Here is a 25545-nt window from a genome sequence, read left to right as displayed (position 1 = left end):
TTAAATAAAAATATACCTATGGGGGTAATTAAATGAATGTTAAACCGTTACAAGCAAAAGATGTTGCAGAGAAAGTTTTATTCGGAGAGTTGTTTATTTTAGATGTTCGTAATGAGACGGATTATGAAGATTGGAAAATTGAAGGGAAACAAATCTCATCTATAAATAAACCGTATTTTGATTTGTTAGATGGTGTAGATCATATTGTAAGTGAATTACCTAAAGATAAAGATGTTTTAGTAGTATGCGCAAAAGAAGGGTCTTCTATATTTGTGGCAGAGCAATTAACAGAGGCTGGATTAGAAAATATTTATTATTTAGCTGGTGGTATGAAGGCATGGAGTGAATATGTAAAGCCTGTAAAAGTTGGAGATTTAAAAAATGGCGGAAGTATGTATCAGTTTAACCGTCTTGGAAAAGGCTGTTTATCTTATATGGTCGTTTCAAACGGTGAAGCAGCAGTTATTGATGCAGTAAGAACAGTTGAAGCGTATGAAGAATTTGCGAAAGAGCATGCTGTTACGATTACGAATGTAATGGATACACATTTACATGCAGACCATATTTCTGGAGGACGTAAGTTAGCGGAACAAGTAGGTGGTACGTATTGGTTATCGCCAAAAGATGCGGAGGAAGTTGTTTTCTCATACGAACCGCTTGTTGAAGGATCTGTTATTACGGTGGGGGGTACTAAAATTGAAATTGACGCATTATACTCACCAGGGCATACGATTGGAAGTACGTCATTTATTGTAGATGATTCCTATTTATTATCAGGCGATATTTTATTTGTAGATTCCATCGGGCGTCCAGATCTTGCTGGGAAAGCTGAAGATTGGGTAAGTGATTTACGTAATACTTTGTATAGCCGATATAAAGAACTATCTCAAAGTTTAATTGTGTTACCGGCTCATTATTCAAAAATAAGTGAAATGGACGAAAGTGGTATTGTTAGTGCAAAATTAAAAGATTTATTTGAGCATAATGCAGGTTTAAATATTGAGGATGAGGGAGAGTTCCGTAAAGTTGTAACAGAGAATTTACCACCTCAACCGAATGCATATGAAGAAATCCGTCAAACGAATATGGGTAAAATTCACCCGAGTTTGGATGAAGAGCGTGAAATGGAGATTGGTCCAAATCGTTGTGCAGTTCACAAATAAATAAATAAATAAACGAATGAATGAAAAATGGAGGAATAGATGATGAATGTAAAACAAGTATTAGATGCAAAAGATTTAGCATGTCCAATGCCGATTGTAAGAACGAAGAGAGCGATGGATACTTTGCAAACTGGAGAAGTGTTAGAAGTACAGGTAACTGATAAAGGGTCAGTTAAGGATATTCCAGCTTGGGCAAATAAAAGTGGCCATGACATCGTAAAGCATGAAGAGGAAGGCGATGTGCTGAAGTTTTGGATTAAGAAGGCATAGTATTTTTATAAATGTAGAGAGGTTGATTATATGAACACAATATTAAGTACGCTTTTCATTGTACTTGCTGCATGGTTTGTTATTTCACGCTTTTTACCTGTGAAAGGTGTTCAAAATATAAACGGAAAAGAATTAAAAAGTATAGTAGGAAAACAGGGAAAGTACTTTATCGATGTTCGTACAGTAGGTGAATATAGAGGAAATCATATGAAAGGATTTCAAAATATCCCGCTAAATGACTTAGCGAGTAAGACAAATCAATTAGATAAGAATAGGGAAGTAATCGTTATTTGTCAGAGTGGAATGAGAAGTAAACAAGCAGCGAAAATGTTAAAAAAATTAGGATTTCAGCACGTTATCAATGTTTCAGGCGGAATGAATGGTTTGTGAGGAGGAAATGTAAAATGAAAGAAATGACAGCAAAAGAATTAGAAGAAAAATTGGTACGTAAAGAAGCAGTAAATATCGTAGATGTACGTGAAGTAGAAGAAGTAGCTGAAGGGAAAATTCCAGAAGCGTGTAATATTCCACTAGGACTGTTAGAATTTCGTATGCATGAGTTGGATAAAAAGAAAGAGTATATTATCGTTTGTCGTTCTGGCGGAAGAAGTGCAAGAGCAGTTCAGTTTTTAGAAAGTTACGGTTTTCAAGTGATCAATATGGTAGGTGGTATGTTAGCTTGGGAAGGTAAAGGAGAATAGGGCGAAACGATTTTTTATAAAAATGAAAATACCCCTATAGGTAATTGGAGGAAGGACAACATGGAACAACAAAAGAAAACAACAATCGTTTTGTTTAGCGGAGATTATGATAAAGCGATGGCTGCTTATATTATTGCAAATGGTGCAGCTGCTTATGATCAAGAGGTAACGATTTTTCATACTTTCTGGGGATTAAATGCTTTAAGAAAAGATGAACCTGTGAAGGTAAAGAAAAATTTCATCGAAAAAGTGTTTGGAAAAATGATGCCACGTGGCGCTGATAAGATGGGGTTATCTAAAATGAATTTTGCTGGTATGGGACCAAAGATGATTAAAGGTATTATGAAAAAACATAATGCGATGCCGTTACCAGATTTAATAGATTTGGCGAAAGAGCAGGGGATTAAACTTGTCGCTTGTCAAATGACAGTAGATTTATTAGGGTTAAAAGAGGAAGAGATTATGGAAGGGGTAGAGTTTGCAGGAGTAGGAGCATATTTAGCAGATGCTTCGGATGGGAATGTGAACTTATTCATTTAATTCATCTTCTTTCTAGAAGGGAGGGGATGTAAGATGAGCTTAGTCGTATTACTTTTTATAATTGGGTTTATAGGATCGTTTATATCAGGAATGGTTGGAATTGGCGGTGCGATTATTAATTATCCGATGATCTTATACATTCCGGTATTGCTAGGATTTACTGGCTATACTGCACATGAAGTGAGTGGTATTACAGCGGTGCAAGTATTCTTTGCAACTTTTGCAGGGGCATGGGCTTATCGGAAAAGTAATGATATGGATAAAACGCTCGTTGTGTATATGGGAGCTAGTATATTAATAGGAAGTTTTATAGGTAGTTTTGGTGCTAATGCATTAGCGGAACATACGGTCAATGTTGTTTATGCAGCGTTAGCAACAATTGCTGCTATTATGATGTTCGTACCGAAACGAAATAATGGTGATGAACTGAAATATAATAAATGGTTAGCAAGCTTGTTAGCGTTTAGTGTAGGCGGAGCATCAGGTATTATAGGTGCTGGAGGTTCGTTCCTTTTAGTTCCGATTATGCTAGTCATTTTAAATTTGCCAATACGTACAACGATAGCAACCTCTATCGCTATTACGTTCATTTCCTCAGTAGGGATTACGACTGGAAAAGTGATAACTGGGCAAGTAGTTGTAATGCCAGCTCTTATTATTGCGATTGCAAGCATCTTTGCTGCGCCGCTTGGAGCGCGAGTTGGGAAAAAGATCAATCAAAAAGCACTGCAATATATGTTATCGATTTTGATTGTAGGAACAGCTATTAAGATGTGGATTGATATGATATCGAAATAAAAGGATGGCGCTGCTTGCAGCCCATCCTTTTATTTACGCCCAAATCACTTTCATTAAGTTCTTATATTCGTCATTAGCTAATTTATATAGCATTCTCGTATGTTCAAATACAAGTGCTGGATTAAAGTTTGGTTCTGAGAATGCAAGAGATGTTGAAATGTCAATTGCATTTTGCTTGTTTAATGTGAATTTTGCAAATCGGTAAGATGTGTTTAATTCATTGATAACGTGCAAAATGTCATTTGTTGCTGTTGCATCCGGTACGTGAGCAACATTGAAGCAGTATATATCTACAGTAGGATGTTCGTTTTGGAAAGCAGCGATCAGTTGAATTTTTGCGCCAGCTTCTGTCTCTAATCCTACTGAAAAGTGAACAGAGCCATCATTTTCATCTATATTTTCTTCCATGTATATATCGTTTGATTTTAAGTAGTCTTTAAAATCTGAGATGTTATGTTTTACTGCAGCTTTCATATGTATGAGCCTCCTGATAATTGGAATAGATTGCTACTATTTATTATAATTTAAAAATATTAAAAAAGATAGTTAGAAAGTTCTGATTTTTAATTGTGACGGAATAAAAAGAAGCAGTACTCTACCTCCATAGAGAACTGCTTCTTTATTATTCATTGTCGTTAGACGATGTTTCTGTATCTTCATTGCTATTTTTATTTTTCACTTCATTGTTACTTGATTCGCGTTCACTTGAATTTTCAGACTTAGATTCTTTTATTTTCTCTGTACTTGTTTTTTTCGAATCAGAGTCTGTTTTTGTATATGCAGGTAATCCGAGATGAGAACGAAGATCATTTGTAACTTTTGCTAATTCTTTTTTATCTGGATTGTAGTAATACGTTCGGCCGCCACCAGCGGATTTGCTACATGTATCGTCACCTTTTTCCATATAGCAGTCGTCACCTTGAATTTGTAATTTCTCGATTTCTGAATCCGATCCGTACTTATAGAATGAAAGCATATCATCAAATGTTAAGTTTGTAACGAATTGTCCGTTAATATCATCAATGATGTTGCCAACTTTTGTTACAGAACCAACACTTGTTAGTTTCTTTAAAATAGCCTCGATAACGAGTTGTTGACGTTGTCCACGCATTGCATCACTATCGATGTGTCTTGTTCTAGCAAGAGCAAGAGCTTCTTCGCCATTTAACTTTTGAACACCTTTTTCTAGGTGAATTGCCTCTGCATTATCATTGCTATCTTGCTCAGTAAATTCAACTGGTACATCAACTTCAATACCGCCCAAGTCATCGACGATTTTTATAAATGATTTAAAGTTAAATTTCACAAAATAATCGACAGGAACATTCATTAATTTTTCAACTGCATCAATGCTTGCTTGTGGTCCACCATTTTTTCCGTTTTTAGCAGAACCGAATGCATGAGCGTGTGTAATTTTATCTTTTTTCTTTTCTATTGGAATATAAGTATATGTGTCACGTGGGATACTTAATAGTTTTACAGTTTTGCTATCTTTATTAAACGTTGCAAGTAATAGTGCATCCGTTCTTATAGCTTCACCATATTCTTTTCCCCGGACATCACTTTCATCAACACCCATTATTAAAACAGAGACATTGTTTGTAATAGGTTTTACAGCTTTATCACGTAAATCAGATTTATCACCGCGCGCTAAATCATGTGCGGCATTTCGAACAGCAGAAGATGCTTTATTTACTAAAAACCAAGTATAACCGCCACCTACTATTAAAAAGAATAGTATAACGCTTATAATAATTTTTATTTTTTTCTTACTTTTTTTCGGTTTACTGCGTGTATTTTCTTGCAAAGATGGGTTTTGCTCCATTTCCTGTACTCCTTCATTTGGATTGAAATACGACACTCATATCCACTTATTATAATGAAATTTAGCGAAAAAAAACATTACAAATCATTTACATTTCGTAAAAATTCAATTTATTTATAAAAAGTCAGATTTTATATATTTTATTTTTTAGATGTAGAATAAGTATAAGGTTTTTTAGTAGAAATGAAAATATGTATTATGAGAAAGTAATAGAGAAGTAAGATTTGTTGAAATATAGCCAAGAAGAAATGAGTAGGTTTACTAGTTTCTTCTATATAATAAAGAAGAATTTGACGGATAAAGGAGAGAACATAATGAATCATACATCATTCCGAGCAATCGTTGTGAACGAAACAGAAAATAAGCAGTTTGTAAGAAACGTTGTCGAGAGAGAAGTAAGTAGTTTACCTGAGGGGGACGTATTCATACAGGTTCATTATTCTTCATTAAATTATAAAGATGCTCTTTCAGCCACAGGCAATAAAGGTGTTACGAGAACATATCCTCATACGCCAGGAATTGATGCAGCAGGAGTGGTTGTGAGTAGTAAAGATGAAACCATTAAGTCAGGAGATCAAGTCATTGTAACGGGATATGATTTAGGTATGAATACTTCTGGTGGTTTCGGAGAATATATTCGCGTGCCGGCGTCTTGGGTTGTCCCGTTACCAGAGGGAATGTCATTAAAGGAAAGTATGATGTACGGGACAGCCGGTTTTACCGCCGCTTTATCAGTATATAAGCTTATTAGAGCAGGAGTAACGCCTAGTATGGGCGATGTTTTAGTAACGGGTGCTACAGGTGGCGTAGGAAGTGTAGCTGTTAGTATTTTAAGTAAGTTAGGGTTTAGCGTAGTAGGAGCGACAGGAAAAATGGAAGAGGAACAGATGCTACTACGTCTAGGAGCGAAAAAGGTGATTCATCGCGCAGAATTGAATGATGAATCAGGAAGACCAATGCTTAAAGGAATATACGCCGGAGTTATCGATACTGTAGGTGGGCACATGTTAGAAACAGCTTTAAAAACGGTAAAGTATGGCGGATGCATAACGACATGCGGTAATGTGGCAGGCCATGAATTACAAACAACGGTATATCCGTTTATTTTGCGAGGCATAAGCCTTTTAGGGGTAGATTCTGTGCAATGTCCAGTAGATGTGAGAAGTGATGTGTGGACGCTCTTAGCAAATGAATGGGGAAATAAAGAGTTACAATCTTATACAGAAGAATGTACATTAGAAGAGCTAGATGAGAAGTTTACACTTATATTGCAAGGAAAATTAAAGGGAAGAACTGTTGTAAATATGAAATAAGAAAAGAGACGCTTACATTAGCGTCTCTTTTCTTATTATAATGATTGTTTTAAATGGACTTTACTCTGTTCACCTAAAACACCATCAGCGATATTTACAGCGTGATCGCCAATGCGCTCTAAGTTACTTACCATATCAACGAAGATGATACTTGCATCACCTGAACAGCTACGTTCATTCAGACGTAATACGTGACGTTTACGAAGAACACGTTCCATTTGATCGATTTTACGTTCTTTTGCAATAACTGTTTGAGCTAGTTCAGTATCGAAGTTTGTTAAAGCTTCAACTGCGTCTTGTAATGTTGAAATCGTTAACTCAAGCATTTCATTTAATTCAGCTAGTGCTTCGTTTGATAGGGAAACACGGTTTGAAATTTGGAAATCTACAAGTTCTACAAGGTTTTCTACATGATCACCGACACGTTCAATATCGCCAACGACACCTGCTAGGACTGAATGCTTCTCAGAGTCTGTCGGTGAAAGTGGTTTTTCTGATAGTAAAACTAAATACTCGGTAATTTTTTTATCTAAGTTGTTAATAGCTCCTTCTAATTGAGTAGCCATGTCAGCGTGTTTTTTATCTTGTGTGTTTAAAAATTGGTTTGCTTCTTTTAACCCATGTAATGAAAACTCAGCCATACGAATAATCTCTTTTTGTGCTTCAGTTAAAGCAATAGCTGGAGATTGTTCAATAAAGATTGGATTTAAATGTTGCGGTTTGAAATCAATAGCAGCATCTTCCCCGCGAATAATTTTCGTTACAATCCATGCTAATACAGCAATGAATGGGAACTGAATAATTGTATTCGTTACGTTAAATGTTCCGTGTGCAAATGCAATTGTCATCTCTGGATTTAAGTTTAATGACGTTTGGAAGTATTGAATTAAATTTGTAAAAGGTATTAATAAAATTGTAAAGATGATTGTACCGACAATATTAAAGATAACGTGAACTAATGCTGCGCGTCTTGCAGCAATTGAAGTACCGATTGCTGCTAATACAGCTGTAATTGTTGTACCGATGTTATCACCAAACAATACAGGAAGGGCAGCTTGTAAATCGATTGCACCTTGACCGAATAGTTCTTGTAAAATACCGATTGTTGCACTTGAGCTTTGTACAATTAAAGTGAAGACTGTACCAACAACAATACCTAAAATTGCATTATCACTCATGCTAACCGTTAATTCTTGGAATGATTCTAAAGAGCGAAGAGGCTTCATACCTGTGCTCATTAGTTCTAAACCGAAGAATAACATACCAAAACCGAATATAACTTGACCTAAAGAATGTACTTTTTTATTTTTAAAGAAGAATAGTAAGATAGCTCCAACTGCCATAATTGGAAGAGCATATTCTCCGATTTTAATTCCAATAATAAATGCAGTAACTGTCGTACCGATGTTCGCACCCATAATAACACCGATTGCTTGTCTTAATGTCATAAACCCAGCACTTACAAGTCCGACTGTTAAAGCGGTTGTTCCTGAACTTGATTGGATTAATACGGTAACTAACATACCTGCTAGTACACCCATCAGTGGGTTTGTTGTAAAGCGATCTAGAATATCACGAAGACGATCTCCAGCAGCTTGTTGCAGTCCATCGCCCATGTATTTAATTCCGAATAAGAAAATACCTAATCCACCAATGAACTGGAAGATCATATCTTGAACATTGTATTCCACGCATTCCACTCCTTAAATTTCATGTACGATGTAATTATTAACTAAACCGTGAGACACTGTAAACGATTTATCAGTAAAATTTACACTAAATTTACAAAGGGATAAAAAGTTTACAATTCTTTAAAGAAACAGCTGTATTTTATTGGTTTTTATCTTTTGTAAATCGTATTTTTGTAAAGAAATCACACTCTTTAGAATAGTGTTTTTCATTTGTATATGAAGGAAAGCGTCTGTGAGTTCATCGTATATTTTTTGATGAAAGGTAAAAAAATATGTAGGAAAATGCATGTAGTTTTATAAAATCAAAAATACGTAAAAAAGCCACTGGAATTATCCAGCAGCTTTTTCCGTATTTTTGTCACCATGCTTTTGTTTTTTTACACTTGTAATGTAAATGAACAGGAAAGCAATAAGTAGTAGAGAGGAATAACGATATACAGTTGCGTAGTTTGTAAAATGTGCAATGAATCCAAAAATAATCGCGCCAGCACCAATTCCAAGGTCAAATGCTGAGAAGAATGTAGCTGTTGCGACTCCTCGTCGGTGCGGTGCTACTCGGTCAATCATCCACGCTTGTAGTGCAGGTTGAATCGCTCCGAAACCACTTCCGTAGCATGCTGCTGCAATAATTAAGCTTGGAATGGTAGTTGTATACGACAATAAAATAATCCCTGTAAACGTAATAATAACTCCTGGAATAATTACGAAGGAATGACCTTTCGCATCATATAACTTTCCGGAAAATGGACGAGTAACAGCGATTGCAAGTGCATTAAATAAGAAGAAGAGGCTTATATCAGCAATGCCGACTTCCGTAGCAAATAACGTAATAAAGCTTCCGATTCCCCCGTACATTAATGTAATACATAATATTAATAATGAAGGAAGTAAAGCTTTACGTTCAATAAATCCATCAAGGAAGGTACCAGATGTTTGCTGTGGTGATTGCGGCGATTTTTTGATTTGAAGTAGTTTCGTTAATATTAATGAAACAATTGTACAGGAAAGTGCACATAAAAAAAGAATCGTGAAGTTATATGTTTGCATAAGCCAAAGTCCGATAAGTGGACCGAGCGCCATTGCAATCGTTCCAGAAAGACCGAAATATCCCATGCCTTCACCGCGGCGAGCTTGCGGAATTAAATCTGAAACGACAGTTCCATATGTAGTCGTTGTAATACCAAAACCAGCTCCGTGTAAAATTCGAACGGCAAGCAATAGGAAAACAGTTGAAGCGAAAAGATAACTACCCATAGCGAGTAAACAAATAGCAGTACCGATCATTAAAATGATTTTTTTGCTGAATTTTTGCAAGGCATTTCCAGTTAGCGGTCTAACAAAAAGTGCCGCAACAGTAAACATACCGACAACAAATCCAATATTGGAACTTGTACCTCCAATTTCTTTCACATAAACAGGTAAAGTCGGAATTAACATTTGAAATCCTAAAAACATACATAAGTTTGCTAGAATTAGCGCAACAAATTCTTTCGTCCATAACGGTTCTCGTTTTACGAGTATTGCTTCTCCCATATATTCATCCCCTATATAAAAATTTCTGTTTTCTTTCGAGTATATGTATTGGCCAATGAAACAGTCAAGGAAGGTGCCTTGAAAACGTACAACAATTTTCGAGGTAAAAAACTGACAAATTTGTGGAAAGACTACACAACTATGAAAAAAAGATGTAAAGTATAGATGTATAGACTGGTAGTTGTTATGAATGATAGAAATTGTTTTTTCTTTAAAGAAAGCGGATTCAAAAAGTAGTGAATGAGAAGGGGATATATACTTTTTCACTACATATATTTGAAAAGGTTTACAAAACAATGAAGAAAGAGGCGTGTACATATGAGACGATTAGGTATTTCTATTTATCCAGAACATTCAACAGTAGAGAAAGATAAGGAATATTTAACATTAGCAAGTAAATACGGATTTACACGTGTATTCACATGCTTATTGTCTGTAGATGGAGAAAAAGAGAAAATTATAGAAGAGTTTAAAGAAACGATCTCTCATGCAAATGCATTAGGGTTCCAAGTATTAGTTGATATTAGTCCAGCTGTTTTTGAACAACTAGGTATTTCGTATAATGATTTATCATTCTTCCATGAACTAGGTGCGTACGGTATTCGTTTAGATGTTGGTTTCTCAGGATTAGAAGAATCAATTATGACGTACAATCCGTATGGCTTAAAAATTGAGATTAATATGAGTAACGGTACGAAGTATGTAGATAATATTATGAGCCATAGACCAAATCGTGAAAATTTAATTGGTTGCCATAATTTTTATCCGCATCGTTATTCTGGATTATCATACGATCATTTCATTAAATGCTCGAAACAATTTAAAGATTACGGTATGAGAACGGCTGCTTTTATTTCATCATTTGATGCAACATATGGACCTTGGCCCGTAACAGAAGGATTATGTACGTTAGAACAGCATCGTGAACTGCCAATGACAACACAGGCGAAGCATTTATTTGCGACAGAATTAATTGATGATGTTATTATTGCGAACGCTTATGCATCAGAAGAAGAATTACAAGCACTAGGTGCATTAAATAAAGAGAAACAAACATTTGATATAGAGTTATATGATACAACGACAGAACTAGAAAGAATTATCGTATTAGATGAACCTCATTTTTATCGCGGGGATGTATCTGAATATATGATTCGCTCGACACAAAGCCGTGTGAAATATAAAAAAGAAGAGTTTAAACCTCATCATACACGTGAAATTAAGCGTGGCGATCTTTTAATTGATAATGAGCAATATGGCCAATATAAAGGTGAATTGCAAATTGCATTAAAAGATATGGTGAATACAGGAAAAACAAATGTAGTTGGTCGAATTGTAGAAGAAGAGATTTTCTTACTAGACTATTTACAAGCATGGGATAAATTCGGATTTACATTAAAGAAATAGATAAATTTAAAAAAGGAAAAAACTACTGACCTCAGCAGCTTTTTCCTTTTTATATAAGTGCGAGAGGAAGAGCTATGACAAAGGTGCATCAGCGATTAGTTTCTATTTTAGAGGAGTTTTTAGAAGAGAAATCGATGTTAAATCGAGCTTTTTTAGCGAGCCGTTTACATGTATCAACGAAGACGATTCAAAAAGATATAAAATTATTAAATAATATATTGGAAGAAAATGGAGCGAAAATTGAATCGCAAAGAGGGACTGGATACGAACTAGAAATTATACAAGCGAAGAAGTTTGAAGAGTTTTGCGTGAGTCTATTTCAAAAACAGACAGAAAAAATCCCGACTTCTTATGAAGAAAGGGTAGCTTACATTCTGCAACGTATTTTAACGACTGAGGGATATGTGAAGCTTTCACAGTTAGCAGAGGAGATTTATGTCAGTAAATCGACAGTAAATTTAATTATGAAAGATGTTACAGATATATGTGGTCGCTATCAATTACAAATTGAAAAGAGACCGTATTATGGTATACGTATTGTCGGAGAGGAGTTTCATATTCGTTCTTGTTTATCACAATATGGTTTACCGCGTTATGACCATACTCCGTTTCATGAGCAATTTGAGCAGAGTGATACATACTTATCGTTACCTCATATACCGCTTATCCGTTCGGTTATACTAAAGTATATCGAAGGAGGAGCGATATATTTATCAGATATAGAAATTGATAATTTAGTCATTCATATTGCAATTGCATTAAAGCGTTGTGAAGATCAACATTATATGAAAGGACTACATGTAGAGCAAGCTGAACTTATCATAAAGAAAGAATATACAATTGCGAAAGAGATTTTAGAGGATTTAGAGAAAGAGTTGCATCTTTCATTTCCAGAAGAAGAAGTTTTATATGTGACGATGCATTTATTAAGCACTGCTGTTACAACGAAAGATCGTTATGAAAATGTGGAAGAACTATTAGGAAAAGATCTATATGCATTCATGCAACATATTCTTTTTAAAGTAGCGGAAGAACGGAATCTTATTTTTTATTATGATGAAGAATTATTATTTGGGTTTGGTGTTCATTTAAAAACGTTATTAAACCGTTTGAAGTATAAGTTAAATACGAGAAATCCTCTTTTGGCAGAAGTGAAAAAGAATTATCCGTATGCTTTTGAAATTGCGGTTCTCGTTGGAGATATAATTGGTGAATACACGGGAGAATCGATTCCGGAAAGTGAGATTGGTTATATTGCGATTCACTTCGGCGGAGCGATGAGCCGTTTACAGGAACAGAATCAAAAGAAAAGATGTTTATTAGTTTGTGCGACTGGTCAAGGAAGTGCTCAACTATTGAAATATAAAATTCTATCACAGTTCCGAGATAAATTAGAGATTGTAGGGATTACAGGTTATTATCAATTGAAAGTAGAAGATCTCTACAAAGAAAAGATAGATTGTATTATTAGTACGATTCATATACCAAGTGGTTTACCTGTGCCTGTTATAAAAGTAAACTCAATATTTGATGATAAAGAGATTAAGTCAATTGGTCAGCAGTTATTTACGCATGTGAATACTAGTGTGCAGCAATATATGAAGGAAGATTTAATCTTTTTAAATTACAGTGCTTCTACGAAGGAAGAGGTTATCCAATTTTTATGTGAGAAAGCTGCTGAAAAAAATTATGTACCAGAAAACTTTTATGACTCTGTTATGGAAAGAGAGAATACATCCCCTACAGCGGTTGGGAATTTAGTTGCGATTCCACATCCGATGCAGTTATTAAGTGAGAAAACATTTTTGATGTTTTGTACACTTGATAAAGCGGTTGACTGGGGAGATAAGAAAGTACAAGTTATTATTTTATTTAGTGTAAAGCGCAATAATAATGAAGATTTACAAAAGCTTTATGATTTTTTATATGATATTATGTCTAATCAAAATACGATAGAGAAATTAGCTCAGGCTGAAGTGGTTGAAGATTTTCAAGAGATATTATTATCGTTATAAGAGAAGTATATAAAAACTTCCGTTACATAACGGAAGTTTTTTATGTTTAATTGTATGCGTTTTCATAATAAGATAACAATATAGAAAAAAGATGGCTTGGGGGAATTTAAAATGACTGATATGCAAACTCCATTTGCGTTAATTTTACATGGTGGCAACGCGAGAAGCGCGTCACTTGAAGCAATTGCTTTTGCAAGACAAGGAGATTTTGAGAATGCGAGTGAAAAGATGAAACTTGCTAGGGAAGAAATTTCAGCAGCTCATCGTATTCAAACAGACTTAATTCAAGAAGAAGCAAGAGGAAATCATGCAGAAATCAGTTTACTGTTAGTGCATGCACAAGATCATTTAATGAATGCAATTACAGTGAAAGAACTTGCGGAAGAATTTATCACTCTTCATAAACGAATAGAAGAGAAAGTGACAGTATAAGATGTACATTTTATTATGTTGTGCAGCAGGCATGTCAACGAGTATGGTTGTAAGAAAAATGCAAGAAGAGGCAATGAAACAAGGGAAGGATTATAAAATTAAAGCAGTTGATTCAGAACTTGTGAAACTGGAAATAAAAAATGCTGATGTTGTTTTAATTGGTCCGCAAGTGAAATATTTATTTCCAGCCGTAGAGTTTCTTGCAAATTCATACAATATACCAGTTGCGATTATAGACCAACGAGATTATGGCATGTGTGATGGTTTGAAAGTATTGAAACAAGCAGAACAATTAGTTTTAGCATAATTATATTTTTTTAAATACAAACATTATAATGTTATAACTTTATTTCATTCTTTCATAGAAAAGAGAAAGAGGAGGGGTTTTGATGAATGGTTTTATGAGTTTTATGGAACAAAAGATTATGCCAACAACACAAAAGATTGCCGGACAGCGACATTTATTAGCAATTCGAAACGGGGTTATTTCTACATTACCGTTAACGATTGTCGGATCATTTTTCGTTATCTTTTTAAACTTACCAATTGATGCATATATGGAGTGGATTGCACCGTTTCGCCATATTTTAGATATTCCATTCCGATTTACAGTAGGACTAATGGCATTATATGCAGCATTTGGGGTAGGGGCTTCGCTCGCGAACTTTTATCAGCTCAATCAGTTAAGTGCAGGGTTATTATCTGTACTCGCCTTTTTACTAGCATCAGTTGAACCCATTCAAATTACGAAAGCCGTACCAGGTGTTATTGATGCAGGTAGATACATTTCAGTAGGAACATTAAGTGCAACATCTTTATTCGGCGCAATTGTTACAGCTTTAATTGCAGTAGAAATTTATCACTTTATGATTAAGCATAATATCTCAATTAAATTACCAGATAGTGTACCACCAGCAGTTTCAAATTCGTTTGCAGCATTAATTCCAACGTTAGCAGTTATTCTTTTATTCTGGGGCATTCGCTACGGTTTAAAATTTGATGTAAATACAACAATCACATATTTAATCGCACCACTAAAATCAGTATTAGTAGGAAATAATTTATTCGGCGGTTTATTAACAGTATTCTTAATCGTATTCTTCTGGTCATTCGGTATACATGGCCCTGCGATTTTAGGACCGATCATTCGTCCAATGTGGGATTCTGCAATTCTTGAAAATATGGAAGTATTCACAGCTACAGGAAATGCACATCAATTACCAAACTTATTTACAGAGCAATTTATTCAATGGTTCGTATGGATTGGTGGATCAGGCTCAACGTTAGCTTTAGTAATTATGTTTATGTTCTCTAAATCTAAGTTCTTAAAAGAGTTAGGTAGATTATCATTCGTGCCAGGCTTATTCAATATTAATGAACCAATTATTTTCGGGGCACCAATTGTAATGAACCCAATCTTAATTATTCCGTTCGTAATTACACCGTTAGTTACAACGACAGTATCATATTTCGCAGTTGTTTCAGGTATGATTCCGATGATGATGGCGAAATTGCCATTTACGATGTTAGCGCCAATTGCAGCGGTTATTAGTACGGACTGGACAATTATGGCTGGTGTACTTGTACTTGTTAACTTTGTTATCTCATTCGTTATTTACTATCCGTTCTTCAAAATGTATGAGAAACAACAATTAGCAGGAGAGGAGAAAGAAAAATGCTCGGAGCAATTATCATCTTAATTACATTTGTAGCGGGGCAGTGTATTGCACATTATTCAAAATGGGTACAAAGTAAATCTTTATTAGTTTTACTACTAGTATCAATTGTATTTATCGGTAGTTCAATGGGTGCCTATGTAATGCTAAGCTTACAATCACCGTACGTAATTATTGTACCAACGATTTTATGTGCAACATGTTTATCTGCAAAATATAGATTTACGAGCATGGCATTAATACAACGTGTGAAGGAGATGCAAAAGCATGGAGCGTAAATTAGGAATTTCACTTTATCCAGAGCATTCAACGAAGGAAAAAGATATGGCATATATTTCGGTAGCGGCACGCCACGGTTTTTCAAGAATATTCACATGCCTATTGTCTGTGAATCGTCCGAAAGAAGAAATTGTAGCTGAATTTAAAGAAATTATTCATCATGCAAAAGATAATAATATGGAAGTTATTTTAGATGTAGCTCCGGCTGTCTTTGATCAGCTTGATATTAGTTATAGTGATCTATCATTTTTCGCAGAGTTAGGTGCAGACGGTATTCGATTAGATTTAGGGTTTGACGGATTAACTGAAGCGAAAATGACGAATAACCCGTATGGCTTAAAAATTGAGCTAAACGTAAGTAACGATATTGCGTACTTAGAAAATATTCTTTCGCATCAGGCGAATAAACCAGCTTTAATTGGTTGTCATAACTTCTATCCGCAAAAATTCACTGGTCTTCCGTATGATTATTTCATTCGCTGTAGTGAACGTTTTAAAAAACACGGTATTCGTACGGCAGCATTTATTACGTCACATGCAGCTAACATCGGTCCATGGGATATTAACGACGGATTATGTACGTTAGAACAACACCGTAACTTACCGATTGAAGTACAAGCGAAACATTTATGGGCGACAGGGCTTATTGATGATGTGATTATCGGAAATGCTTATGCGAGTGAAGAAGAGTTAGAGAAACTAGGAAACTTAAATCGTTACATGTTACAGCTAAAGGTACACTTTGTAGACGAAGCGACTGAAGTAGAGAAGAAAGCGACGCTGCAAGAATTACACGTAAGACGCGGTGACATAACAGAATATATGGTACGTTCTACAGAAGTGCGTAAAAAGTACAAAGACTATGACTTCCCAGTACGCGAAAGTGTATTACAGGAAAGAGGGCAAGTTGTAATTGGGAACAACTCATTCGGAAAGTATAAAGGTGAACTGCAAATTATTCTAAAAGAAATGCCGATAGATGAACGGAAAAATATTGTCGGTACAATTGTAGAAGAGGAGTTATTCTTACTAGATTATGTAGGAGCTTGGACGCAGTTTACTTGTGTGGAATAGGGGAGAGAAGGAGAGGATGCTGTGGCATCCTCTTTTTTCTGTTGAAATGGTAGTCTATCGTATATAGAATGCAAAGAGATAGACTTAATTTGGACGGGAGAGAAGGAGATGGAAGAGTATATAGATGATTTATTAAGGCGGATGGATGATGAAGAAGCAGGTATTCGGCAATGTGCGTATGAAGAAGCGAGGGAGTTAAATGATTTATCGCTTTTTTCTTGTTTCCAAGAGAAAGTAACGGAAGCACGAAAAGTATATATAAAAACGAGCCTTTATTTTTTAATTACACAACTTGCAATAAATACTAGAGAGATGTATATTGCAGATTATTTGATAAATCGGTTAGAAAGTGAAGAAAGCAGGGTAGTGTTGGATAGTATGCTTATAGATTTAAGTAAATTATCTGAAGCGAGCAATGCACATAAAATTATTCCTTACATATATCATAAAAATAGTGGAGTTCGTTATTCCGCTGTCATTGCTTTAAAGTTGTGTAAATCGTTAGAAGCAGAAGATGCCTTATTGAAGTTACTTACAGTGGAAGAGAATCGAGATGATATTGTAAATATATGTGCTACTTTACATGAGATTGGAACAAAGCGATCAATTTTATCTTTAACGAAACTTTTACACAGCGATAGTGCTTATATTCGTTCGGCAGCCATTGAGACTTTGGCAGAAATCGGAAGAACAGACTTACAAATAGTTTATATTGATTCTTTATCTGATAGAAGTGTCATGGTGAAATATGAGGCCATTCGAGCTATTTATGCATATGGAGATGAAATGGCGATTAAGCCAATTTGCGAACGTGTAACGAAAGTTGTTTCTAGAAGACGTAAAAATCAAGTAGAGTCTATTGATGAATCAGAAATCCTCATCGCTCTTCGTTTCTTACATAAGTTTGCTAATCATGAAGAAGTTCTAAAGACATTTGATAAAGTGTACAAAAAACGTGGAAACTTGTTTATGTCGGAGAGGAAATGGCTTCGAGATAATATTACTTACTTTCAAGAGAAAGAAAGAATGTAAGAATCATAAAAAAAGAGTCAGCCTCAATGAGACTGCCCCTTTTTTTACAAACTAGTTTAATACTTTAACTGTAACTGTTTTACGTCCCCAGTTACTTGATGTACCTTTATCAGGCATTAAAACATCGATTTTGTTTCCTTTAATAGCTCCACCAGTATCACCAGCGATTGCTACTCCGTAACCTTCAACCCATACTTTTGAACCTAATGGAATGACACTTGGATCAACCGCGATTAGTTTCATGTTTGGATTAGCTGTTAAGTTGTGACCTAAAGCTGATTTTACTTGGTCGCCTGCTTTATAACCATTTTCAAGTGGATCTGCTGTATAAGCTGTTGCTACAACGCGTAATTCACGAGAAGATGATGGTGCACTTGTTTCAGTTTCTTTTGCAACAGGTTGTTGTGTAGCTGGTTTTTGAGCTTTAGCCGCTTCACGAGCTTTAGCTGCTTCTTGAGCCTCAGCTGCTTCTTGAGCTTTAGCTGCTTCACGAGCTTCAGCTGCTTCTTGAGCTTTAGCTGCTTCACGAGCTTTAGCTGCCTCTTGAGCTTTAGCCGCTGCTTGAGCTTCAGCTACTTCTTGAGCTTTAGCTGCTTCACGAGCTTTAGCTGCTTCTTGAGCCTTAGCTTCTGCTTGAGCTTCAGCTGCTTCTTGAGCTTTAGCTTCTGCCTGAGCTTTAGCTGCCTCTTGAGCCTTAGCTGCCTCTTGAGCCTTAGCTGCTTCACGAGCTTTAGCCGCTGCTTGAGCTTCAGCTGCTTCGCGAGCTTTAGTTGCTTCCTCCGCTTTAGCTTTTGCTTGCGTTTCAGCTACTTCACGAGCTTTAGTTGTTGCCACGGCTTTAGCTGTATCTTGAACTGTAGTTGTTTTTGCAGCTTTAACTACTGGTTGAACTTTAACTGGAGCTTTACCTGTTAAGTAAGGAACGTGAACATAAGCTGTTTTTCCGTTATATTCAAATTGGATCCAACCATTTTCAACTTGGTGTGTTGTTTCGATTACGTCATCTTGTTTCAATTTACCAAGAATCTCTGAGTCTGTGTTTGCACCAGCACGTACGTTTAATACGTTAGCTGTTACGTAGTAAGTGTCTTTTGTGTAGTCAGCACTAATGAAAGCTTCTTTACCGCTGTTTAATTTCACTTTTGACCATCCGTTTTCTGTATGTAAAACGTTAACTTTATATCCATCTAATAATTTTCCTACAACTTTTGATTCAGTAGTTGGGTTTTCTCGTACATTTAGTACATCAGTCGTTACGATTGTTTCTGCTTTAGCAGATGTTGTGAAAATCCCAAGACCAAAAACCGCTGCTGTTGCTATACCCATAAATTTTTTCATAATAGCCTCCATTGCATTTGTTTTCGTTGACCTCATTATAGCAACCATTATTTTCTTATTTGCGAAAAACATAAAATTACAAAGCTTTCGTAACGGGTCATTAATATTCTGTAATAATTCCAGTAATATCCTAAAAGCGCTTTCTTATAGTTTATAGGGGAGGTTAGAGCATAGGATGCATAAAAAAGGTAATATTTCAATTGCTGATAGGTTAATAGTATGTCTGTAGTATTACGTAATTGTTTCGTAATCGTTACAAAAATGGCGTATTTTGCTGTCGGAACAGAAAAGTAGTTATACAAAAATAACTATTTTAGTTGTGGAGAAATAGAAATGAGGTGAAATTTAATAAAATATCGCTATAATTGTTACAAAATAAGTCGAGGTATGGAAAAAATTACGCCTTGATTTTTGTCTGTCACATATTATTTTTGCAATAATAGGATTCTATAATAGCTGTAGTACTTTGAAATAGTTAAAGGTATGTATAGCATGAAACATATATAATAGAAGAAACACGATTTAATAGATAAATAAAAAAACGTAGGAGTGTAAATTCCTACGTTTTTGTTTATTCATATCGTAAACATTCAATTGGATCCAGTTTGGCAGCTTTATTAGCTGGCAGTAAACCGAATATAATACCGATTAACATTGAGATACCTACTGCAAGAAGTCCAAGTTCTTTTGAGACAACGAGTGGCCATCCAGCAAAGATTGAGACGATCCAAGCGAAGAAGATACCGAGCATGAATCCGATGAAACCACCGAGTCCTGTTAAAATACAAGATTCAATTAAGAATTGTGTTAATACTTTACCGCGCGTTGCACCAAGTGCTTTACGAATACCAATCTCACGTGTACGTTCTGTTACAGATACGAGCATGATATTCATTACACCGATACCACCGACAAGTAAGGAAATAGCAGCGATACCACCGAATACCATCTTCATCATACCGATTGATTCATCTAATTGCTTCGTAAATTCACCTAAGTCTTGTGCTTTGAATTTATTTTCAAATTTAGGAGCTTTCATTTCGTTTAAAACGGAAACGGCTTGTTTTTCTACACTTTTACGTTCTGTTGGTGAGGTCATTGTTAATTTTACAGAGTCATACTCAGTTACTCCTGAAATGACAGGGACATTTTCAAGTGACGTATAGCCTTCAGACATAGGCATTCCAAAGTCATTTTTCGTTTCGTACACACCGACTACCTTATACGGCTTTCCTTTTATATCTGTGTATAAATTTGATTCCCAACCATTAAATAATTTATTGAAAGCTTCTTCATTTAATATAACAGCAGGAATTGCTTGTTTTAATTCGCTTTCGTTTAATTCGCGACCGTGAACTAATTTTATTTTCGAATCTGTCATGAAGTCGCCTGTTCCACCTATTAAATCAAGAGAGACATCTTTTGAACCAGAAGCTGCTTTTACTTTCATACGTACATCTGGATACACATCCTTAACGCCTGGAACAGTTTGAAGGCGTTTTAACATATCAGCTGTAATTTTGGCAACATCTGTTCCATAGTCAGAGTTGTCGTAGTAAATCGTTATTTCATTATCTTTTCCTTGGCCTAATTCTTCTTTAAACTTTGCGTTTGTACCATCACCCATTGAAATGATAGTAATAATGGCACTAATACCGATAATAATTCCTAGCATCGTTAAAATAGAACGCATTTTATGAGCAAAGATAGAGGAAAGGGCCATGCGTATATTTTCACTCGTGTTCAAAATTAACCTCTCCAATCTTGGACGATATTTCCGTCACGAATTACAATTTGGCGTGCTGCTGCTTCCCCAATTTCACGATCGTGGGTAATCATAATGATTGTTGAGCCTTGTTTATTTAATTCGTAAAAGAGGTCCATAATTTGTGTACTTGTTTTCGTATCAAGTGCCCCCGTCGGTTCATCGGCTAAGATAAATTTCGGGTTATTTACGATTGCGCGTGCAACAGCGACACGCTGCTTTTGTCCACCTGATAGTTCGTTCGGTAGGTGAGTAGCACGATCGGCTAAACCGACTTTTGTTAAAGCAGCTAATGAGCGCTCACGTCTTTCTTTTTTATCAACTCCAGCGTAAATAAGAGGCAGCTCTACATTTTGAAGTGCTGTAAGTCTCGGTAATAACATGAAGTTTTGGAATACGAATCCGATCTCTTTATTACGTACGTGTGCAAGTTCTGTTTCAGTCATGTTTGAAATATTTTGACCGGCTAGTTCGTACGTACCTGTCGTCGGTTTATCTAAGCAACCGATAATGTTCATTAATGTTGATTTACCAGAACCAGAAGGTCCCATAATAGAAGTGAATTCTCCTTGGTTCAGTGTTACGTCAATTCCGTGTAATATTTGAACGGATTCTGCACCGTTTTGGAAGGATTTCGTGATGCCTTTTAAGTTAATCACTGGGCGACAACCTCCATACCATCTTTTAAGTCTTTTTCAGGTTTAGAAATAATTTCCTCTCCTTTTTTTACTCCAGAAACTTTTGCTTCGCTATCAGTCTCGAATTCAACAGTAACTGCTTGTTCTTTCGCTTTACCATCTTTTACGACGAAGACAACATTTTTGTCACCTTTTTTCACGATGCTGCTTTTTGGAACAATTGTCCCAGTTGCTTCGCCAGATTTACTCGTTACGTATACGTGGAAGCCGTTTTGTAATTCTTCACTATTATCTAATGTGACAGTGAATTGATAGTTAGAAACTGTTTTGTTTTCATCCATGCTCTTTAATGGTGTAGAACCGATTTCTGTTACTTTTCCTGTCCAAGTCTTACCAGCGACCGTTTTTGAGGAAACAGTTACTTCTTGCCCAACTTTCATACTAGCAAGCTCATATTCAGAAAGTTGACCTTTTACTTTAAATGGACCAGCGTGACGAAGTGTAATGCCGCTCATACCTGTTTTTTCATCAGCAGTTTTTACGATGTCATCAATTACGCCATCAGTAGGGCTCGTTACAGAAAGTGTGTTTACTTTCTCTTTTGCTGCTTTAATCATCTCATCAGCCTTTTCAACTTCAAACTTCTTCATTTCAAGTTGTGATTCTAATTGCTGTACTTCAATTTCTGATGCTTTTAATGCTTCAGCAGGAAGGCCTGCATTTTTATCTTTTTGTAATTTTTGTTTCGCTGCATCAATTTGTTTTTGGAACAATGTTACTTCTTTTTGTGCAATTTTCTTTTGCATTTCTGCTTCTGTTACACCTTGTTTAGCAGTAGGGTCATTGTATTTAAATAGAAGCTGCCCTTTTTTCACTTCATCGCCTTTTTTTACAGCTAATTCATACGTTCCTTTTGTTGGATCAAATGAAATTGTTTCGATGCCGTTTGGAATAACTTCACCGCCAAATTTTTGCGCGTTTTCAATTTGTTTTTCTGTTACTTTATATCCGCTATATGCCATTGCTACTTCTGAACCACCACCACCAGCAAATGCAAAGTATGATCCAGCTGCAATTCCGATTGCTACTACACTAGTAATTAACACTTTATTTTTCTTCTTCATCTATTTATCACCTTTTCGTTCGTTTTAGTATCTACATTCAGTATAGAAGAGGTGAAGAATCTGACAAATCGTTTTAGCTTACAATAACCTTACAGTTTTGTAAGGTATGAATATGTAAATGTAAGGTAGAGGTTGTCTTAGTTTAAGCAAATGAATTGACGCGTGTTTTTTTTCTTACAATAATATTCTATGAAGGAGAGGAGGAAGGAAGATGGAAGCTTATTTTAGTGCGCATCCATTAAAACCGTTTATTCCCTACTCAAGGCAACATGCCATTATATTATTTATTATGTTGGTGGGAATCGTTTTTTTATATCAATACCAAGATGTATTACGTCAAAATGAGTGGAATATAACGGTTCGATATGCGATTGCAATTTTATTTATAGGGAGTGAAATTGGACTGCATATGTGGGAGTGGAAAGCAGGGATTTTTGAGCTAGCCACTTCATTACCGTTTGAGTTATGTACGATTAGTTTATTATTAGCGTCGATTATGATCGTAACGAAAAGTTACCGCATATATGAGATTGTATTTTTCACGGGAATTATTGGTGCATCACAAGCTATTTTAACGCCAAACTTGCAGTATGCTTTTCCGCATTTTCGTTTCATTGAATATTTTATCGCGCATATATTGCTCATTTGGGCACCACTCTTTATGACTTGGGTGGAAGGATATCGTCCGACAGTACAATCTATTAAACGCACAATGATATTTTTAAACATATTGATTCCAATTGTTTCGTTTGTAAATTATAAAACAGGCGGTAATTATATGTTTTTAGCTCATAAGCCAGAAACAGCTTCATTACTTGATATGTTAGGACCGCATCCTTACTATATTATTTCATTAGAACTCGCAGCGCTTATTGGATGTTTTATTTTGTATATGCCGTTTGCGAAAAGAGAAGGGCATACGCATAAAGAATCACTAGGATCATAACCTAGTGATTTTTTATATGTGAATATTTACAATTCAGAAAATTAAGAATAAAATTAGAGAGTAAATTATATAAAGAGAGAAGGGAAAACGTGGTCAAAAAAGTTTTTCTGAATGGGATGGAAGTGACGTTTCAATTTCTTATTTCGATTTTGGGTATTATTTGTTTAGGGACATTGCCGAAACTATTTTATGGATTTGAGCTGCATGCATCACAGTACATACAGAGTTTACAAGAAGTGTTTGTGAATTTAATGGACATCTCCAATTTTAAATATGTGGGAGATAAATTTTTATTTCCGCAGTTGTTCGTCCATTATAAAGAAACAATTGTTATATTTTTAGCTGCTTTTTTTATTTCATTATTTGTAGCATTTTGTATTGTTTATGTAATTATGAGTAGTTCACCGCGTATACAACATCGAATTAAATCATTTCTTATCTTCCTAGAATCCATTCCAGATATCCTTCTTATTTTAGTATCACAAATTTTAGTTGTATGGTTTTTTAAACAAACAGGTTTTTTACCTTTTCAAATTGCTTCAATTGGAGGCGAGTCGATTAGGGGGTTGCCAATATTGTGTTTGAGCATCCCGACTACGATTATGTTTGTAAAAATGGTCGTGCTTCGTTTTGAAAATGAACTAGAAAAAGATTATGTACTATTTGCTAAGGCGAAAGGGCTGGGGCGCTTTCATATTTTAAATCGTCATATTTTACGAAATGTGTTGCTTAGTACATTATTCTTTGCGAAAACGAATATCTTTTTTATGTTATCTAATTTATATATTATAGAATGGATTTTTAATACGGGTGGTATTTTTATGTTTTTGAAATCGTATGAGGGTATTAGAGTTGAAGTTTTTATTGTGAGTGTACTGCTTATTTATATTCCGATTTTTATTTTATTTAAATTGTTTCATTATCTCATTCCGGCTGCGATGAAGGAGAGATTATAATATGTGGACGTATATAAAACGTGATAAAAGATTTTGGATAAGCATTGGGTTTCTTCTCCTATTAGTTCTTTTGAGCATCGGAAATACGTTATGGAATGATGGACATATTAGACAAGTTACATTGCAATATGATGCGGATGAAAACCCACAAGTGCCACCTTTTTCACCTTCATTACAATTTTTACTTGGGACAGATCGGAAAGGGTATGACCTGTTACATTTAGTCATTGAAGGCGCGAAATGGACGATTGGTATATCTATTTTAATTGCGGCACTTAGAATGGTAATAGGTGTATTTTTCGGTGTCGTGCTCGGAACGTACATAAAAAGAGGATTTTCAAAAATTGAAGCTTTCTTTGATAGTTTTACAGTTATTCCGACAGTTATGATTGCGTATTTTTTTCTTCAATTTGCAAGTACATTTGGAAGTGGGGAGGAAACAACAACCTTTTTTGAAAGGGCTTCGTTTCAAGTTATCTTACTTGTAATGCTTGTAATGCCAGTTATTGCACTGTATGTTGCGAAGGAAGTTCGTAAATTGCGAACGGAGGAATTTGTTGATGCCGCGCGCATATTAGGTGGATCGAGAAGACATATTGTTATAAAGCATCTTTTCCCGCATCTTTATATGACGTTTATACTTGTATTTTTTCAGCAGTTTACGCAGACTCTTACTATTTTACTGCACTTAGGGTTACTAGAAATATTCTTTGGCGGAACGGTTAAGTTTTTAGGGCCGATAGAAGAAATAGAATCTTACACACATGAATGGTCAGGGCTAATTGGAGTCTATTTTAGATCATTAACAGTGAATCCATGGATCCCTCTCGTTCCAATTACATTTTTTGGATTTACTATTTTTTCAGGAAATATGATTGTAAAAAGTATCGAAGAGGCGATGATGAAAGTAAGATTAGGAGGAGTGATAAAGAAGGATGTTGTAGAAGAGGAACAATCTGCTGTGCAGTCAAAGGAAGAGCTGTTTACGTTTAAACATACGATGTAAAGAATCTAGGAAACTAGGTTCTT

Annotated in this window: 26 protein-coding genes; 18 read left to right on the top strand and 8 right to left on the bottom strand. The window is 35.4% G+C overall.

What is annotated here, in order from left to right:
* Nucleotides 1-32: 32 nt before the first annotated feature.
* Genes FH036_RS11055 through FH036_RS11030 form a run of 6 tightly spaced genes read left to right on the top strand, consistent with a single transcriptional unit; the run spans nt 33 to nt 3472 of the window.
* Nucleotides 33-1163, top strand: a complete 1131-nt coding sequence (locus FH036_RS11055) for an MBL fold metallo-hydrolase (RefSeq protein ID WP_139895757.1) — start codon at nt 33-35, stop codon at nt 1161-1163.
* A gap of 39 nt (nt 1164-1202) precedes the next feature.
* Nucleotides 1203-1433 carry a sulfurtransferase TusA family protein gene (locus FH036_RS11050; RefSeq protein ID WP_002035794.1) on the top strand — a complete coding sequence of 77 codons (231 nt, stop codon included), beginning with the start codon at nt 1203-1205 and terminating at the stop codon, nt 1431-1433.
* 30 nt (nt 1434-1463) lie between these two features.
* Nucleotides 1464-1823 (top strand): rhodanese-like domain-containing protein, encoded by a 360-nt coding sequence (locus FH036_RS11045; RefSeq protein WP_001092321.1) that lies wholly within the window; start codon nt 1464-1466, stop codon nt 1821-1823.
* Nucleotides 1824-1837: 14 nt separating this feature from the next.
* A complete protein-coding gene (locus FH036_RS11040; protein WP_000661804.1) occupies nt 1838-2134 on the top strand; it encodes a rhodanese-like domain-containing protein in 297 nt (98 codons plus the stop codon).
* 60 nt (nt 2135-2194) lie between these two features.
* Nucleotides 2195-2674, top strand: a complete 480-nt coding sequence (locus FH036_RS11035) for a DsrE/DsrF/DrsH-like family protein (RefSeq protein ID WP_000437743.1) — start codon at nt 2195-2197, stop codon at nt 2672-2674.
* 33 nt (nt 2675-2707) lie between these two features.
* The gene (locus FH036_RS11030) at nt 2708-3472 is read left to right on the top strand and encodes a sulfite exporter TauE/SafE family protein (protein ID WP_000060722.1); all 765 of its coding nucleotides are present in this window, start codon (nt 2708-2710) and stop codon (nt 3470-3472) included.
* Between the two features lie 33 nt (nt 3473-3505).
* Here the strand turns inward: FH036_RS11030 and FH036_RS11025 are convergent, their stop codons facing one another.
* Nucleotides 3506-3946: a hypothetical protein gene (locus FH036_RS11025; protein ID WP_000642359.1), complete on the bottom strand. Its 441-nt coding sequence runs from the start codon at nt 3944-3946 to the stop codon at nt 3506-3508.
* 148 nt (nt 3947-4094) lie between these two features.
* On the bottom strand, nt 4095-5297 hold the full coding sequence (locus FH036_RS11020; protein ID WP_000437409.1) for an LCP family protein: 1203 nt from the start codon (nt 5295-5297) through the stop codon (nt 4095-4097).
* Between the two features lie 314 nt (nt 5298-5611).
* On the opposite strand from FH036_RS11020, the gene FH036_RS11015 reads away from it, so the two are divergent.
* Complete coding sequence (locus FH036_RS11015) at nt 5612-6610, top strand: YhdH/YhfP family quinone oxidoreductase (RefSeq protein WP_139895756.1); 999 nt, start codon at nt 5612-5614, stop codon at nt 6608-6610.
* Between the two features lie 35 nt (nt 6611-6645).
* Here FH036_RS11015 and FH036_RS11010 read toward each other — a convergent pair whose 3' ends face one another.
* Both FH036_RS11010 and FH036_RS11005 read right to left on the bottom strand, forming a co-directional pair.
* On the bottom strand, nt 6646-8301 hold the full coding sequence (locus FH036_RS11010; RefSeq protein ID WP_139895755.1) for a Na/Pi cotransporter family protein: 1656 nt from the start codon (nt 8299-8301) through the stop codon (nt 6646-6648).
* Between the two features lie 330 nt (nt 8302-8631).
* On the bottom strand, nt 8632-9834 hold the full coding sequence (locus tag FH036_RS11005) for an MFS transporter (RefSeq protein ID WP_000503265.1): 1203 nt from the start codon (nt 9832-9834) through the stop codon (nt 8632-8634).
* A 318-nt stretch (nt 9835-10152) separates the two neighbouring features.
* On the opposite strand from FH036_RS11005, the gene FH036_RS11000 reads away from it, so the two are divergent.
* The 8 genes from FH036_RS11000 to FH036_RS10965 all read left to right on the top strand — a co-directional run bounded on the left by FH036_RS11000 (nt 10153) and on the right by FH036_RS10965 (nt 17749).
* On the top strand, nt 10153-11241 hold the full coding sequence (locus FH036_RS11000) for a DUF871 domain-containing protein (RefSeq protein WP_001253341.1): 1089 nt from the start codon (nt 10153-10155) through the stop codon (nt 11239-11241).
* 74 nt (nt 11242-11315) lie between these two features.
* Nucleotides 11316-13256 carry a BglG family transcription antiterminator gene (locus tag FH036_RS10995; RefSeq protein ID WP_000169846.1) on the top strand — a complete coding sequence of 647 codons (1941 nt, stop codon included), beginning with the start codon at nt 11316-11318 and terminating at the stop codon, nt 13254-13256.
* A gap of 111 nt (nt 13257-13367) precedes the next feature.
* Nucleotides 13368-13688 (top strand): PTS lactose/cellobiose transporter subunit IIA, encoded by a 321-nt coding sequence (locus FH036_RS10990; protein WP_000131335.1) that lies wholly within the window; start codon nt 13368-13370, stop codon nt 13686-13688.
* 1 nt (nt 13689) lies between these two features.
* Nucleotides 13690-13995: a PTS sugar transporter subunit IIB gene (locus FH036_RS10985; RefSeq protein ID WP_000275647.1), complete on the top strand. Its 306-nt coding sequence runs from the start codon at nt 13690-13692 to the stop codon at nt 13993-13995.
* 82 nt (nt 13996-14077) lie between these two features.
* On the top strand, nt 14078-15388 hold the full coding sequence (locus FH036_RS10980; RefSeq protein WP_001013055.1) for a PTS sugar transporter subunit IIC: 1311 nt from the start codon (nt 14078-14080) through the stop codon (nt 15386-15388).
* Nucleotides 15364-15642, top strand: coding sequence for a hypothetical protein (locus FH036_RS10975; protein WP_000900037.1), 279 nt, complete (start codon nt 15364-15366; stop codon nt 15640-15642). Before FH036_RS10980 ends, FH036_RS10975 begins: the two co-directional genes overlap by 25 nt.
* Nucleotides 15632-16717, top strand: a complete 1086-nt coding sequence (locus tag FH036_RS10970) for a DUF871 domain-containing protein (protein WP_139895754.1) — start codon at nt 15632-15634, stop codon at nt 16715-16717. The genes FH036_RS10975 and FH036_RS10970 overlap by 11 nt, the downstream gene beginning before the upstream one ends.
* 108 nt (nt 16718-16825) lie before the next feature.
* Nucleotides 16826-17749 (top strand): HEAT repeat domain-containing protein, encoded by a 924-nt coding sequence (locus FH036_RS10965; protein ID WP_000393381.1) that lies wholly within the window; start codon nt 16826-16828, stop codon nt 17747-17749.
* Between the two features lie 51 nt (nt 17750-17800).
* On the opposite strand, the gene entC is transcribed toward FH036_RS10965, so the two are convergent.
* The 4 genes from entC to FH036_RS10940 all read right to left on the bottom strand — a co-directional run bounded on the left by entC (nt 17801) and on the right by FH036_RS10940 (nt 22614).
* Nucleotides 17801-19210 (bottom strand): cell wall-binding protein EntC, encoded by a 1410-nt coding sequence (entC, locus tag FH036_RS10955; protein WP_139895753.1) that lies wholly within the window; start codon nt 19208-19210, stop codon nt 17801-17803.
* A 448-nt stretch (nt 19211-19658) separates the two neighbouring features.
* Entirely contained in the window at nt 19659-20810 is a 1152-nt protein-coding gene (locus FH036_RS10950; RefSeq protein WP_420000962.1) for an ABC transporter permease, read from the bottom strand.
* A gap of 26 nt (nt 20811-20836) precedes the next feature.
* Nucleotides 20837-21511 (bottom strand): ABC transporter ATP-binding protein, encoded by a 675-nt coding sequence (locus FH036_RS10945; RefSeq protein WP_000609104.1) that lies wholly within the window; start codon nt 21509-21511, stop codon nt 20837-20839.
* Nucleotides 21508-22614 (bottom strand): efflux RND transporter periplasmic adaptor subunit, encoded by a 1107-nt coding sequence (locus tag FH036_RS10940; protein WP_139895751.1) that lies wholly within the window; start codon nt 22612-22614, stop codon nt 21508-21510. Before FH036_RS10940 ends, FH036_RS10945 begins: the two co-directional genes overlap by 4 nt.
* 211 nt (nt 22615-22825) lie before the next feature.
* On the opposite strand from FH036_RS10940, the gene FH036_RS10935 reads away from it, so the two are divergent.
* The 3 genes from FH036_RS10935 (at nt 22826) to FH036_RS10925 (ending at nt 25522) form a co-directional block, all read left to right on the top strand.
* On the top strand, nt 22826-23560 hold the full coding sequence (locus FH036_RS10935) for a YwaF family protein (protein ID WP_000388693.1): 735 nt from the start codon (nt 22826-22828) through the stop codon (nt 23558-23560).
* A gap of 89 nt (nt 23561-23649) precedes the next feature.
* Nucleotides 23650-24516 carry an ABC transporter permease subunit gene (locus tag FH036_RS10930; protein ID WP_139895750.1) on the top strand — a complete coding sequence of 289 codons (867 nt, stop codon included), beginning with the start codon at nt 23650-23652 and terminating at the stop codon, nt 24514-24516.
* 1 nt (nt 24517) lies between these two features.
* Nucleotides 24518-25522, top strand: a complete 1005-nt coding sequence (locus FH036_RS10925; protein WP_139895749.1) for an ABC transporter permease — start codon at nt 24518-24520, stop codon at nt 25520-25522.
* The last annotated feature ends 23 nt before the right edge of the window (nt 25523-25545 follow it).

Origin of the sequence: Bacillus sp. CD3-5 (assembly GCF_006349665.1) — a bacterium.
Classification (GTDB): domain Bacteria; phylum Bacillota; class Bacilli; order Bacillales; family Bacillaceae_G; genus Bacillus_A; species Bacillus_A paranthracis.
This window is presented reverse-complemented; position numbering and strand designations above follow the sequence as displayed.